At 64.1% G+C, this 14,722-nt stretch carries 10 protein-coding genes; 6 read left to right on the forward strand and 4 right to left on the reverse strand.

The window, feature by feature from the left end:
• Positions 1–88 precede the first annotated feature (88 nt).
• On the forward strand, positions 89–2,410 hold the full coding sequence (locus ACG00Y_RS19525) for a hypothetical protein (protein WP_394481730.1): 2,322 nt from the start codon (positions 89–91) through the stop codon (positions 2,408–2,410).
• A 53-nt stretch (positions 2,411–2,463) separates the two neighbouring features.
• On the opposite strand, the gene ACG00Y_RS19530 is transcribed toward ACG00Y_RS19525, so the two are convergent.
• The 3 genes from ACG00Y_RS19530 to ACG00Y_RS19540 are packed head-to-tail and all read right to left on the reverse strand — an operon-like array spanning position 2,464 to position 6,832.
• On the reverse strand, positions 2,464–4,227 hold the full coding sequence (locus tag ACG00Y_RS19530) for an ABC transporter ATP-binding protein (RefSeq protein ID WP_394481732.1): 1,764 nt from the start codon (positions 4,225–4,227) through the stop codon (positions 2,464–2,466).
• 44 nt (positions 4,228–4,271) lie between these two features.
• Positions 4,272–6,095, reverse strand: coding sequence for an asparagine synthase-related protein (locus ACG00Y_RS19535; RefSeq protein ID WP_394481734.1), 1,824 nt, complete (start codon positions 6,093–6,095; stop codon positions 4,272–4,274).
• Positions 6,096–6,100: 5 nt separating this feature from the next.
• The gene (locus ACG00Y_RS19540; protein WP_394481736.1) at positions 6,101–6,832 is read right to left on the reverse strand and encodes a lasso peptide biosynthesis B2 protein; all 732 of its coding nucleotides are present in this window, start codon (positions 6,830–6,832) and stop codon (positions 6,101–6,103) included.
• 390 nt (positions 6,833–7,222) lie between these two features.
• Between ACG00Y_RS19540 and ACG00Y_RS19545 the strand changes: the two genes are divergently transcribed.
• Positions 7,223–8,467, forward strand: a complete 1,245-nt coding sequence (locus ACG00Y_RS19545) for a transposase (protein ID WP_394481738.1) — start codon at positions 7,223–7,225, stop codon at positions 8,465–8,467.
• 217 nt (positions 8,468–8,684) lie between these two features.
• On the opposite strand, the gene ACG00Y_RS19550 is transcribed toward ACG00Y_RS19545, so the two are convergent.
• Positions 8,685–10,718, reverse strand: coding sequence for a M13 family metallopeptidase (locus ACG00Y_RS19550; RefSeq protein WP_394481739.1), 2,034 nt, complete (start codon positions 10,716–10,718; stop codon positions 8,685–8,687).
• Between the two features lie 483 nt (positions 10,719–11,201).
• On the opposite strand from ACG00Y_RS19550, the gene ACG00Y_RS19555 reads away from it, so the two are divergent.
• From ACG00Y_RS19555 to ACG00Y_RS19570, 4 genes are all read left to right on the forward strand, one after another.
• Positions 11,202–12,341: an acyltransferase family protein gene (locus ACG00Y_RS19555; protein ID WP_394481741.1), complete on the forward strand. Its 1,140-nt coding sequence runs from the start codon at positions 11,202–11,204 to the stop codon at positions 12,339–12,341.
• A 34-nt stretch (positions 12,342–12,375) separates the two neighbouring features.
• Positions 12,376–12,768 (forward strand): gamma-butyrobetaine hydroxylase family protein, encoded by a 393-nt coding sequence (locus ACG00Y_RS19560; RefSeq protein WP_394481743.1) that lies wholly within the window; start codon positions 12,376–12,378, stop codon positions 12,766–12,768.
• A 9-nt stretch (positions 12,769–12,777) separates the two neighbouring features.
• A complete protein-coding gene (gene ubiE / locus ACG00Y_RS19565; protein ID WP_394481745.1) occupies positions 12,778–13,509 on the forward strand; it encodes a bifunctional demethylmenaquinone methyltransferase/2-methoxy-6-polyprenyl-1,4-benzoquinol methylase UbiE in 732 nt (243 codons plus the stop codon).
• Positions 13,510–13,739: 230 nt separating this feature from the next.
• On the forward strand, positions 13,740–14,720 hold the full coding sequence (locus tag ACG00Y_RS19570; RefSeq protein ID WP_394481747.1) for an EpsD family peptidyl-prolyl cis-trans isomerase: 981 nt from the start codon (positions 13,740–13,742) through the stop codon (positions 14,718–14,720).
• The last annotated feature ends 2 nt before the right edge of the window (positions 14,721–14,722 follow it).

Raw genomic sequence — 14,722 nt, forward strand, 5'->3', positions numbered from 1 at the left:
TGCGGCCAATGATTCCCTAGGTGTTCCTCGTGTGCCCCCCGCCCCCTTCGCGGGGGCGGGCCGCGCCTTGACTCAGAAGTTCTCCGATATGCGTTTCTATTTCTTTGCGACTTTGCTTGCCCTGCTGGCATCAGCGGTCGCTCCCGTCGCGGCCGCAGGAGCCGCTGGGCCTTCCGTCCGCGACGTCGTCGAGTTCAAGAAGATCGTCCAGCCACTCGCAAATGATGCTGAAGCGCTGCGCAGACAAACCTCGCCCGACGGCAGGCGCGCGTTTGTCGTCACGAGGAAGGCCGACGTGGCATCAGACTGCAACCGCTACGAAATCGTGATGCTGGATCTCGAGCCTCAACGGCTCGCGCAGGGGCGACCGTCCGCTACCGAGGTCGTGTTCTCCTTCGATGCAAAGTTCGACGAAGACAGTGGTTATCCAGCCTTGGCGGAGGTCCAGTGGGCCGGCGACCAAACGCTGGTGTTCCGCGCAAAGATCCACGATGAAATCTTCCAGGTCTACAGCCTGAACTTGTCGACTCGCCAGGTCGCCCAGCTCACCCATTCGCCGATGCCGATCTGGTCGTTTGCCGCCTCTGGCGACCTCAAGCGCCTGGTCTACGTCGCGCTCGTTTCGAATCCACCGCTGAAGGACGGGGCACGCAGCATCGTGGTTGGCAATCAGTGGGCCCGTGGGGTGCTGTACGGTCAGGAACCCCTGAAGAACCAGATCAGCAAGTTTCGCTTCTACGTGGAAGACGTCGGAACTGGTCCTTCGCCACGGCCGCTAGGCGAGCCATTTTTTCTCACGAATGCCGGCTTGCCGATGGCCAACATTTCCCCTGACGGCCGGTGGGCCATCCTGCCGAAGTATGAGCCCAGTCGAGGGCCGGCCTGGCGCCAGCAGTACCCGTTGCTGGACGAGATCACCGGGGTTCACGGACCGGCGATGAAGATCGACCCGTTGGGCTACTTCACCGGGTCCACGGCATTCACGGCAAGACGCATGGTGGCGTGGCGGCTCGACGATGGACATGTCCAGACCATCGTGGATGCACCGGATGATGCGCTGCCCGGAGGGGGGCAGTCGCGCCGCGACAAGGCTTGGTTGGGCACAGGATCGTCCATCGTGCTTGCTGGCACCCACCTTCCGCTGGTTGCCGATCAAACTTCTACCGCCTCGCATGTCATCGAGTACTGGCCGGACAGCGGGCGTTGGATCGTCGTCGCCAAACTGAACGGGCGGCTGAAGAGCGCGGTCAGCGTTGGTGACCGCCTCGAGGTCGAGGACGGCACGAAGACGCGGCAGTTTCAGCGCGCAGAGGGCGGTGGTTGGCGCGAGGTGGCTCCGGTTGCGCTCGTCGCGAAGTCGAAGTGGTCGCTGGAGGTTCAGCAAGCCCTCAACGAACCGCCCGACGTGGTCGCCACAGGCCCGGCCGGGCAGGTCGTTCGCCTCACAAATTTCAATCCTCAGTTCGATGCGAAGACCTGGGGTGCCGTGTCCACCTACCGGTGGCTCGATGCCAAGGGTCGGTCATGGGAAGGCGGACTTCTGCCACCGCTAGACGCATCGCCTGGGAAGAGACTGCCCCTGGTCATCCAGGCCTACCTCTACCGCCCCAATGCGTTCTATCTGGACGGACCCAATTCGCGGTCGCAGGGTTATACAAGCGCGTATCCAGGCCGAGCGTTCGTTCGCGAAGGCGTTCTTGTTCTGGCGATGCGGTACTGGCCGCTGAACGGCAGCAACGAGAACTCGGCTGAAGAGAATCGCATCTTCAATGAGGGCGTAAAAGGGGCAGTCGATGCGCTGGTGAGGGAAGGGCGCGTCGACCCCGACAGGGTCGGCATCATCGGATTCAGCGCGACGGGCGCGAAAGTCATGAACCTGATTACCTTTTCGGGGCTCCCGATGCGAGCAGCAACGATCGCGGACGGCGATTCGGACACGCTCTTTTCATACGCCATCACCTACGCGTCCTCGGACTACACATGGTGGCACAAGGAGATGATCAATGGCGGCATCCCTGTGCGTCCGACGCTCTCGAGCTGGATGGCAAACGACCCCGCACTGAACACCGACTGCATAGGGTCGGCGCTTCGCATTGAGACTTACGGAAGGGCGATATCCAACTATTGGGACATCTACGCACTGATGAGACGACAGTACAAGCCTGCGGATCTCATCCTCATCCCGAGCGGAACCCATGGGCTCTCCACGCCGAGCGAACGCATGATCTCGCTGCAGGGCAACGTCGACTGGTTCAACTTCTGGCTGCAGGGGGAAAAACGCGACGAGCCATTTCTGGTCGCCGAAACTCAGGCCTCGTTGCGAGCGCAGTATGAGGCTTGGGACCAGATGGCCGTTCTGAAGCAGGCCGACGACGGCCGCCCGAGGTGCCCATTGAAGAGCGCTGGCTGACAGCAGCACTGCAACCCGGCGGGTAGTCAGTCGAGACCACCGCCTGGCGGCGGCTACTGCTCTTGGCCCGCCGAGTTCCCATCCATCTGGCGCCGCCAGAGCTGACAGTACAGGCCGCCCTGTGCAAGCAGGCTTGTGTGTGTCCCGCGCTCGAGGATACGACCGTGATCCAGGACAATGATCTCGTCGGCATCCATGACCGTCGACAGGCGGTGCGCAACGATCAGCGTTGTCGAGTTCGCCGCGACTTTGCGAATGGCCTGCAGGACCGCAGATTCGGTCTTGCTGTCCAGCATGGATGTGGGCTCATCCAGCAGAAAAATTGCCGACTGGCGCAGCAGGGCCCGAGCGATCGCCAGACGCTGGCGCTCACCGCCTGACAGCTTGAGCCCGCGTTCACCCACGACAGTCGCGTACCGGCTCGGCAACGACTCGACCACCCGATCAAGCTGTGCAGCAGTGGCGGCCCGCTCGATGTCGGCATGCTCTGTGCTTTGCCTGCCTAACGCGATGTTCGTCGCAATGGATGCGTGAAGCAGAGGGGTGTCCTGGGGCACCAGCGCGATGCTCGACCGCAGATCGGCAACCCCAAGGGCGTCGATCGGGCAGCCGTCCAGCAAGATGCGGCCTGACTGGGGTGCGTAGAGCCGCAGCATCAATCGGATCAACGACGACTTTCCGGAGCCGCTGGGGCCCACGATCGCCGTGGTGCTGCCCGCTGGGATCTCAAGGTCCAGCTCACGGATCACGGGGCGCCCGGGCTCGTAGCCGAAGGTCAACCCTTCGAATCGGATGCAGGGTGCTGAGCGCTGTCGTCCGGGGGTAGAGGTCGTTTCGGCATTGTGGCCAGGCTCAGTCTGCTCACGCAGCACATGCAGCAGAGGCTGTACGAATCCGAAAGCGCGCGCCAGATCTCTTGCGGCGGAACCAATGATCTCCAGCGGGCGCATCATCTGTAGCAGGTAGACGCTGCTGAGGACCAGGCCACCGATGCTCAGCGACCCGCTTACAACGCTGCCGGCGGCAGTGGCTATGCAGGCGGTGAGCGAGACTCCAAAGATCAACGTCGCGCAGAGCGCCGTCCCGGTACTCACGCGGTGGTAGCCCCGCCAAGCGCCGAGCAACCTTGAAGATGCTCGCGTCAGCGCCTCTTCGGCAGCGCTTTCTGCACCGAAGCAGCGCAGCGTCTCTACGTTGGTCAAGCTGTCGGCGAGTTGCCCGTGCACGGCGATGCTCGCGTCGGTGACAGCGCTGATGCGTCGAGTGATCCGCATGGAGCCCACCGCAAACACAGCGAGGTAGCCGACTGCAGTCAAGCCAAACAGCACGATCAAGACAGGTTGACCCAGCTGGACAAGGACCATTGTCATGACCGTGAGTTCCACAGCGACCGGAACACAGGTGCTGATGAGATGCGTCAGCAGGAGTTGGGCTCCCGTGATGCCCAGATCGAGACTGTGTTGCAGCTCGCCGCTGCGCTGGCGCAGCAAGCTGGCCAAAGGTAGGCGCAGGACATGCTCGACAAACCGTCGCCGGAGCGCCTTCATCAGGCGCTGCTCAACCTCGTTGACGAGGACAGGCCGGACATCCCCAATGAGCCTGTTCCCGCACAAGACGGCAATGTAGATGGCGCCCGGCACCATGACAGAGGTCAAGGAAATTCCGCTCACGGCAGCGCTGCCGGCTGCGCCATCGACAAGGTGCTTCAACGCGAGAGGCGCGAGGGCAGCCATGGCGCCTCCGAGGATGGCCAACCCGGCGGTAGCGGCGATGTACATGCGCAGGCGTTTGTCCATGGCTTTCGCCAGGAGCAGCATCAGGGGGCGAAGTGTCCAGCGGGTGGGCACAGCGAACCGGCCGTTCAGGGCATCGTGGCGGCGGTGCTACCGAGCACCTGGCTTAACCACGCTTCGGCCGCAAAGCAGCAGTGAACTTCTGCGACGTAGGCGCCGCTTGTCGATGGTCTTCCCGTCAGCGCTGCCTCGACCCGCTCGCGGTCCAGCAGGCCTCGACGGATCAGCTGTCCATCCAGCAGGATCTCCCTGGCCAGCGGCAGGCTTCGCTGCAGGACGGCGGTCGCATGCTCATCGATTCCGCCCTTGGAACGGCGTCTTGCGATTTCCGGTGGAATCCGGTCTGCGAACGCCTCCCGCGCCAGCGCGCGACCCTTGCCGCCGCGAGTCAGCAGATAGGTCGGCAACGTCAGGCAGAGTTCCAGGAGCGGCTGGGAGATCAAGGGGTGGACTGCCTCGGGTGAGGTGTCGCGCCGATAGGGGTTGTAGTACTCGACCGGGCAGATCAGGTTCCGAACCTGAAACAGCTTGCCGATCGGAAGATCGGATGCGCCCAAAAGCTCGGGATGAACGAAGCGCGGCGCCTGACGAAGTGTTTCCGCGACGATTGCACTGGGTACCAGGCTGATGTACTGACCGATTCCTGAGACCGGATCGTGCTTTGCAAGTCGATCTCGAATGGCAAGTTGAAGGGCCCGCCAGAATGACACGCGTCCCAGACGCGCAGCATCCAACACGGCTTGAGGGAAACCTCGATCTACCCCCCGGAGCTGCAGGTAGTCGGCGGCTGGCCAAGTGTTGCGGATCTCCTGAAACAGCTGGTCGCCGGCGGCACCCGTGAACATGACGCGCGCCCCGACGGCCTGCGCAGTCTGCGCGTCGATGCGGTCTGATCCCAAGCGTCCGAGGTGGTTGCTTGGCACAGGTTCGCGCGCGGGATGAAGAACTTCGCTGAGATGGAAGTCGTCGTCACGACGCCGCTCGATGAGCCGGCAGCCAACGCGGGCAGCAGCGATGCGCGCGTACTCGCGCTCGTCGCTATCTGAGCCTGGCGAGTGGTAGTTGAGGCAGGCAATACGAGCAGCCGAGTGCTCCTTGAGCATGCTGCCCAGCAGGATCGCCGAGTCGAGCCCGCCCGATAGTCTGAGCAAGATCGTGTCGTGGCACGACGTCCAGGCACTCACACACTGCGTCGTGGTGTCACGCAGCATGGCCGCGGCGACTTCTTGTGCGGGGTCTACGGGCTTGCGCGCGATATTGGCTGCGCTCCAGAGCAACTTCGGCTCAGAGCTTGAAGGCGTGCACGGAGTCAGTTCACCTGCCAACACCTGCGTCACGCCGGCCAATGCGGTCTCACGTCCACCGAGTTGGCGGAACACGAGGGCAGCCATCACCGCATCCCAGTTCACGGGCGGTGCCGGCATTCCGAGCAAGGCGAGCACGTCTTCCAGGGACGAGAACGTGATCGTGATGCCGTCGAGCTGCAACTGGTAGCAGGGGAGCGCGCCGCCGGGATCGCGAAGCACGCGACTCTCACCGGTCCACGAGGGCAGGAAGGCAATCCAACGTCCCCAGAAGTGGTCGATCAGGGCGCGTCCATCCGTCCTGACGATGCAATCGTCCTCGTCATCGCTGATCTGGAACTCGCGGTTGCCGCTGCCGTCTACCTCGGCTCGGCGGAAAAGTCGCCCGAGGACGACGCCCCGGCGCGATGGGAAAGTGTGGACTTCGTTCACGCCGAAAGCTGAGCCGGCAGCGTAGACGCGCAGTCCCTGGGATGAGAAGACGCGGCTCCAACCCTCACGCGGTTGGAGGGATGCTTCGAGGTGACGAGCGGAGCTCGCCTGGCCCTCGCTTGTCGATATCCAGCCGAATGCGATGTACCGGAACATGGAAGTCAAACCACGAGGATCGGGGTGTAGCCCCGCACGGTCTCGTGGAGGTCGTTGAGCACGAGAGAGCCGGCCTGAAGCCAGGAATGGGCTCCGAAGGGCCGTGTTCGAACGCCGATGACCCAGCGCGGATAGAGACCTTCCGATGACAGGAACCGAAGCATGATCAGCGAATCGCGCAGGCACTCGTCGTGAGACGACATCACCAGGGGACGTGTGCGCAAATACCAGTGTGCCGCGCCCTGTAGTTGCTCTCGCGACAAGTCCGTTGGTTCTGAGGGTTCGGTTGACCGTAGGCGTTCGACCCGAACGACGATCTCCGCGAGGTGCAGATGCCTGAGCCAGTGTCCAACTGCGAGTGTCGCGTTGGCAATGCTGGCCGCTCGTCGCCATTGCACGCCATGTCGCGCCGGTTCGTTGAAGGCCGCAAGGCTGTGTTGAGGCTCGGGAATGCCGATTCGATGGTGCATCGCCGTCGAGGCGCTGGCAAGCATGCCTTGCTGCCTCATGTGGTCGATCCAAGTGTCGACTTCTCTGCCGCTCGTTTCGCCCTCCGTCCCTGACGTGCCAAGCGGCCAGTCAGCGATTCGGGCTGACAACGCCGGCATCAGCGCACCGCCAACGCCAATGTACCGGTCGCGCCTGAGATCAAGCAGGATCACCTGCCCGTCGACATGACACCCGCGCACATGATCGGCAAGCCGAAGGTTCTGCTGGGGTGTTGCTGCGTTGGACATGGTGATCCTGCGCGGCGTGCCATCGTTGCTACACGCCGCGGCGCCGATCAGGCGTCACTCGCGGAACTTGATGACCGAGTTCTCTTCCAGGCGGTTGTTCTGCGGATCGCCCTTGGTTTCTTCCTTGGCGTCGCCCAGGTCGACCAGTTCCAGTTGCGGTGCTTCGTTCATGACGTTCTCCTTCAGTGGTTGAGGTCCGAATTGCCCTCGGCGGATGCCGCTGGCGAACCAAAGATAGGAGGGGCGGGTTCAGTCGCGCAATGGTTTGTGCCGGTCAGTTGAAGCGTTCGGGCTGGATGCGCCTGTGCTGCTCCAGCGTCCCGGCTGCGCCGACGGACATCGACTTTTGAGATGCGCCGGTCGGCATGTTCGGCGCCTTTGCAGGGGTTCTTGGCCAACTCGATTGCCAAGCTGCCCCGGTGCGAAATCTCGAGCCTGCGCACCGGGGCTCTGCGCATCATGCGCAGCCAGCGTGGCGTCGGTGCGGGGTTGGACGCCGCCTTTGGCCTCTTACGCAGACGGTGGGCGGGCCGCCTGCCGCAGTCGATTCGCGACCCCGAGACCGAACGTTTTTGGTGGTGGTCCGAAATTTCTACTGTGTCTTTTGCGGGGCTGAAACGTCATAGAGGGATGGAGACGTCTGTTTCAGCTGAAGACGGACCGAGGACGTGGCACATCTGCTGGCAGGCCGCCAAGGGGCGGAACCTGTTGGTGGACCCATCCATGGTGGACCGGATTCGCGATCGTCTGTTCGCTGCGCATGAGCCGCGGGAACGAGCGCTGCTGCTCTATCTTCTGATGCCGACTGAGATTCACGTGCTGTGCCGGCTTCCTGCAAGTGCCGGTCCCGGAACCATCGCGCGCGCGGTCGCCAACCTCGTATCCAGATGGGTGCGCGACATCGATCGGACGCGCGGACCGGTGTTTGCTGGCCGGTATCACGCCCACGAGGTTCCCGCGGCTGACATGCTGCGACGCGAGGTGCGGATGTTGGCCTGGCGACCAGTCGCTGTCGGCCTTTGCGCCAGACCGACCTACTACACCAGGTCCTCGTTGCGGATGTCCCTCGGTCTGGAGCGCACGAAGGACTTCGATGCGAAGGCGCTGGCAAGCACCTTCGGCGAGACGGTGCATGAAGCCCGCATGGCGATGCGGTCGGTGATCCGAGGTCGCCCGCCGGCTGTCGAGCTCCGTGAATGGGAGCTGTCCCATGGCCTGGCTCTCGCGATTGGGTCCGCGAACGCGGCGTCACCGCTTGTGCGAGAGGTCGACGGCGTTGCAGCGGCCTTCGTTGCCGCCGGTGGCTCGGAAGGTATTGATGGCGCCATCAAGCTGCTTGAGCGGTGGGTAGCCTTGAAGCTAGGTCTGCGTGACGGGCAGTGCCTGGCAAAGCTTGGCGGCTCGCAGGGCGCGAGAGCCAGGGCGCTGGTAGCCGGCCTCGCCGTTCAGTCGGAGCTGTGTTCCGCAGCGTTCGTGGCCCGCCATTTCAAGCGCGCGAAAGCCACTCTGTGCGAGCAGATGGCGGCCTCGCGGCGTCGGTTGGAAGACCAGCGGCTGCTCGCCGTGCCAAAGCGTGATGTCTTGAGCGAAGCCGTAAAACTCAGAGCCCAGAACAGATCTGACGGGCGGCGATGAGCGATAGACACGATCGCCTGATTGGCGATTGACCTTGCCCGCAGGCGTTGAACCGGGCGGCTCCGCATGCTGCTTCGGGCTGTTGCAGCCTGCGGCGGTCAGGTGGTGGATTCGCACCGACAGGCGCGACTGCAGCTGTCCTTGTTGCCGGTGCTCGTGGTCTTGGAGGAGGTTCGCCCGGCAGGGTACGTCGCTGCCGGGGGTCTTCAACCCACGCTCACCACACCGTCAGCGGATCGCTTGCCACCATCGCACTGCCAGGCTTGCAGCTGAACGCCTGCGCGAAGTACGCCGAATTGCTCATCGGCGTCAGCACGCGGTACTTGGCCGGCGAATGCGAGTCGGTGCGCAGCTGGTTGATGAGGAATTCCGTCCTCACCTTGGTGCGCCAGACCAGGGCGTTGCTGAGGAAGAAGCGCTGCGCCGGTGTGTAGCCGTCCACCGGCTTGGCGGCAGCAGCGCCGCCGCGCTTGAGCGCGCGCTGCAGGCCTTCGAACGCGATTGGCAGGCCGGAGAGGTCGGAGATGTTCTCGCCCAGCGTCAGCCGGCCGTTGATGCTGTAGCCGGGCAAAGGCGAGATGGCGCCGTAGCGCTCGGCCACCTTGTCGGCGCGCGCTTTGTAGCCGGCGGCATCCAGGGGCGTCCACCAGTCCGCCAGCGAGCCGCCCGCGTCGAAGTTGCGGCCGCTGTCGTCGAAGTGGTGGGTGATCTCGTGGCCGATGACCATGCCGATGCCACCGTAGTTGCTGGCGTCGTCGGCTGATGCGGAGAAGAAGGGCGGCTGCAGGATGCCGGCCGGGAAGATGATCTGGTTGAGCCCGCCGGCGAAGGCATTGACGATGTGCGGGCTGGTGCGCCAGCGGCCGCGATCGACCGGGGCATCCAGGTCCTTCATCTGCTGGCCGCTGTGCCACAGCGCCACCTTCAGCCAGTTGCCGGCGTAGTCGTTGCTGCTCAGCTGCAGGCCCTCGTACTGCGGCCACTTCTCCGGCGCGCCGATCATGGGCTGCATGCGCGCGAGTTTTTCCTGGGCGCGGGCCTTGGTGGGCGGCGTCATCCACTCCAGCTTGTCGATGCGCTCCTTCATGCTGGCGCGGATGTCTTCCACCAGCTGCACCGAGCGCCGCTGCGCCTCGGGAGAGAAGGCGCGGGCGACGAACAGCTCGCCCAGGGCCAGCGCCACCGGCTCGCCGCCCGTGCGGCCGCCGATCTGCTGGATGACGCTCTCGCTGCGCGGCGGCGGCGCCTGCAGCCCGGTGAGGGCCTTGCCGCGGTACTCGAAGGCCGCCGTGGCATAGGCCTTGGGCAGGCGTGGCGCCGTCGTGTCCAGCACGCGCAGGGCCAGGTAGCTGCGCCAGACCTCCAGCGGCGTCTCGGCCGCCAGCTTGGCAACGCGGGTCGCGAACTCCGGCTGGCCGACCAGCAGGCGCTGCGGCTGCTTGGCGCCAGCGGTCAGCACGGCGAGATAGCCCTGCCAGTCAAACCCCGGGGCGGCAACGGCCAGCTCGGCCGGTGCAAAAGGGTTGTAGTTCGCGTTGGGGTCGCGCAGCTTGGTGCGTTCCCGCGAGACCTCGGCCAGCTGGGTCTCGAAGGCCAGCAGCGCGTCCAGCTCGGCGTCACCCGCCGGGCGGCCGGAGGCGCCGAGCACCGTCTTGGCGAACACGCGGTAGGCCGCGGTGATGCTGCGCGTGCGTTCGTCGCTGCGGAAGTAGTCGTCGCGGTCCGGCAGGCCCAGCCCGGCCTGGCTCAGCGCCAGCACATTGCGCCGCGTGTCCTTGCGGTCGGGCTGCACGGCGTAAGCCAGCGGTGCGGCCACGCCTGCGCGTGACAGCAGTGCCAGCAGGGCCGGCAGGTCTTCACGGCGCTGCAGCGTGTCGATGCGGTTGAGCAGCGGCGCGACCGACGTCAGGCCGCGCGCCTCGATGGCGGCTTCGTCCATGCCGGCGGCGTAGTAGCTGGCGATGAGCTTCAGGCCGGGCGTCGTCTGCAGCGCCGGCTTGTCGGCCAGCTCCTTGAGTGCGCGGTTCAGCAACTCTTCGTTGGCCTGGCGCAGCTGCTCGAAGCTGCCGATGCGGGCGCGGCTGGCCGGGATCTCGGCTGCGGCCTCCCAATTGCCGTTGACGAAGGCATAGAAGTCGTCGCAGGGCTTGACGTCCTTGGACAGGCTGCTCAGGTCGAGGGCAGGGCTGCTGGCTGCCAGGCCGAGCAGGGTCGCTGCGAGGGCCAGGCGGTGGCGGGGAAAGCTGGGCATGGGGGTGGTGCGCAGAGTCAGGGAGAGCCGGAGATTAGAGCGCCTAACTCCTCCCAGGGTCAGCTGGAAGCTTGGGCGTCAAACCGGGGCTCAGCTCGTGCGCCCCGCCATCACAACCTCTGCCGGAAGCGATGGCCGGACAGCCGTGCGGCGTGCGTCGACCGTATCTCGCAGCGATCAGCAGGTATCCATCAGATCCAGCTTTCCACCTCTTCTTCTTGTTCCCCTCGCATCTTTCGCTTTCGCCGCTCGCATACATGCCAGATCAATACGGCAGCCCAGCCGACCATGATCGAGATCAACAAGAAAAAAATGACAAACTCACTCACTGTCAATCCCCCAGTAATTAAATGTTACAGGGGCTCGGCTGGCAGATTTCCTAAGGTTTTCCTATCCCCTGATGTAAGCGAAGCGCTGTACGGGCTAGCCCCTAGACTGATTGGTGCAGGCTGGTGCTAGGTCGGCGAATCACGGAGGGCGACGGTGGGATCAGCCAGTTCAGGGCGTTTGGAGGTGCTGCAGGCATTGCGTGCTATTGCCGCAGCGCTCGTTGTCCTGCTTCACTCTTTTTATACATACGCGGAGAAGGTTTCCCCCGTCGACCCGATTTCGGGGGTTGGGCTGCATTACGACTTGGCGGCATTTGGCGTCAAACTCTTCTTCTGCATCAGCGGATTCATCATTTATAAATCCACTGCTTCCCTTGATCCGGGGTGGGATTCAGCCAGTTTCTTTGCTCGCCGTCGCCTGATTCGAATCGTTCCCTTGTATTGGGCGGTAACCCTCATTTACGCTGCAAAGCTTGCAATGGGGGGTGATTCGCCCACCCTAATGGATGTCGCACGGTCCCTGTTCTTTATCCCTTTCGCCGACGCGAGCGGTCAGATCAGGCCTGTGCTGGGCGCGGGGTGGACTTTGAACTTCGAGATGTTGTTTTACGCTGTGCTATGCGCGTCACTTGGGTTGACGCAGAAGTGGCGGTTCGTAGTTGTTGGGGGGGCGTTCGCAGCCTTGCTGACAGCACGCCTGTTTGACGTGGCGCCCCAAAACTACCAGCCAGGCGATACCGCGTGGGGTTTGATGGCGGATTCGGTGCTGCTATTTTTTCTCGCCGGGATGGCCGTCGCATCGCTGACGCAGCGCGACAACGCGCATGGACCTTCGGCACCCACATTTGTGGTCGGAATCCTGGCGATGCTGGGAATCCTGTTTGGCTTCGCGGTTCCGGCTGCAGTTTTCGGCCTTGACGCGATCGGGAGCCCACGGTCTATAGGCGTGACCTTGCTGGAGGTGACGGTCTGCTTTGCGCTGGTGTATGTGTGTGTCAAACCTTATGTCGGAAGTGGGTTTGGTGCGGCGCGGGTGGTTCGGCGGAGTGTTGTTGCTGCGGGTGATGGGTCCTATAGCACCTATTTGATCCACGGCTTTGTAATGGGGCCCGCAGCACGAGTAATTTACGAGCTTGGACTAAATGTTGGTCCTTGGGTATTTGCAATTCTGATGGTGCTCCTCTGCACCGTGATTGGTGTGCTTGCCTATCGATTTTTTGAATGCCCTATGCAACTACGCCTGAACGAAGTTTTCGGGAAACATAAACAGGGCGAGTCGCTTCGTAGTTGTTGATGCCTTGCCGCGTGCGCCGCCTACACTTCGCGCCATGCCCGTGCCCACCGAGATCACCGTCCACCAGCAATCCCGCGTGCTGGAGATTGCCTTCGACGACGGCGCCCGCCACCGCATCCCGTTCGAGCTGATGCGCGTCTACAGCCCCTCGGCCGAGGTCATGGGCCACGGCCCCGGCCAGGAGGTGCTGCAGACCGGCAAGCGCGATGTCGTCATCACGGGCCTGGAGCCCGTCGGGCACTACGCGGTGCGCCCCGAGTTCAGTGATGGCCACGCCAGCGGCCTGTTCACCTGGGACTATCTCTACAAGCTCGGCAGCCAGCAGGACACGCTGTGGCGCGACTACGAAGCCCGCCTGGCCGCCGCCGGCAAGGGCCGCGACGATGCCATGCCGGTCAAGGGCGGCGGCAGCTGCCACTCACACTGAACACTTGCCATGAGCCAAACCCACTTCGGTTTCAGCACGGTCGACGAATCTGAAAAGGCGACCAAGGTCCGTGGCGTCTTCGACTCCGTCGCGTCCAAGTACGACTTGATGAACGACTTGATGTCGGCCGGCCTGCACCGGGCCTGGAAGGCCTACACCGTGCAGGTCGCCAACCTTAAGCCGGGCGAGCGCGTGCTGGACATCGCCGGCGGCACGGGCGACCTGTCCCGCGCCTTCGCCCGCAAGGTGGGCGAGAGCGGCGTGGTCGTGCACACCGACATCAACGAGGCCATGCTGCGCCAGGGCCGTGACCGGCTGCTGGACGAAGGCCTCATCCTGCCCACCAGCCTGGCCGACGCCGAAAAGCTGCCCTTCAAGAGCGAGAGCTTCGACCTCGTCAGCGTCGCTTTCGGCCTGCGCAACATGACGCACAAGGACCTGGCCCTGGCCGAGATGTGCCGCGTGCTCAAGCCGGGTGGCCGGCTGCTGGTGCTGGAGTTCTCCCGCATCGCCGAGCCGCTGCGCAAGCCCTACGACTGGTATTCCTTCAACATCCTGCCCAAGCTGGGCTCGCTGTTCGCCGGCGACGCCGAGAGCTACAAGTACCTGGCCGAGTCCATCCGCATGCACCCCGACCAGGCCACGCTCAAGGCCATGATGAAGACGGCCGGCTTCGGGCACGTGGACGTGCACAACCTCAGTGCGGGCATCGTGGCCCTGCACGCCGGCATCAAGTGCTGATCGCCTGAGCTGGCCCAGGCCCCTCCGGGGCCGCATTTTTCGCTTTCTCCTTTGTCCTCCCCCGCAGACGCGGGGGGTGAGGGAACTTGTCCCTTGAATCCGCTCTAACCGCGGGTTCGACCCACTTTTATGCGGGACAAGGCCCCCATAGAAGCGACATATCCGGCCGCTACACTCGTTCGTTCCCTAGGGCCCGGACCCCTTCTACGCACAACAAGGACATCGAAAAGATGGCAAAGCGACTGATCAACCCCCGCGTTTCGTTGCTGGCAGCCGTGGCGGCTGCCGTGCTGCTGGCGGCCTGTGGTGGTGGTGACAAGGGTGACAAGGCTTCCCAGACGGCCGCCAAGGTCAACAAGGAAGAGATCACCGTCCATCAGATCAACTTCGTGCTGCAGCGCCAGCCGGGCCTCAAGCCCGAGCAGGCCGAGGCCGCGAGCCGCCAGGTGCTGGAGCGCCTGATCGATCAGGAGCTCGCCGTCCAGAAGGCCCAGGAGCAGAAGCTCGACCGCGACCCGCGCGTGGTGCAGCAAATCGAGGCCGCCAAGCGCGAAATCATCGCCCGCGCCTACGTCGAGCGCGTTGGTGAGAGCGTTGCCAAGCCCGCCAGCGACGAGATCGCCAAGTACTACAACGAGAAGCCGGCCCTCTTCAAGGACCGCCGCGTCTACAGCCTGCAGGAACTGCAGATCGAGGCCAAGCCTGAGCAGTTCGCCGTGCTGCGTGCCAAGCTGGCCGAGGCCAAGAGCCTGAACGAGTTCGCCGAGTTCCTGAAGGCCAACGATTTCCGCTTCGCCGGCAACCAGGCCGTGCGCGCCGCCGAGCAACTGCCGCTGGCCAGCCTGGACAACATCGCCCGCATGAAGGACGGCGACTCCATGGTCAGCCCCAGCCCCACCGGGCTGACGGTGCTGTTCCTGGTCGGCTCGCGCAGCCAGCCGGTCGACGAGGCCCGTGCCCGCCCGGCCATCGAAGCCTTCTTGCTGAACCAGCGCAAGGCCGAGGTGGTGCAGAAGGACATCAAGGCGCTGCGCGACGGCTCCAAGATCGAATACGTCGGCAAGTTCGCCGAAGCTGCGGCCAGCGCTCCTGCGCCGTCGGCCGCGCCTGTTGCCCCGGTCGCGCCTGCTGCCTCCGAGGCCGCCGCGCCCGCGCCGGCCGCCAGTGGCCTGGATCCTGCTTCGATCTCCAAGGGCATGGGCTTGAAATGATG

Source organism: Pelomonas parva (assembly GCF_043555835.1).
In the GTDB taxonomy this organism is placed as follows: Bacteria; Pseudomonadota; Gammaproteobacteria; order Burkholderiales; family Burkholderiaceae_C; genus Pelomonas; species Pelomonas parva.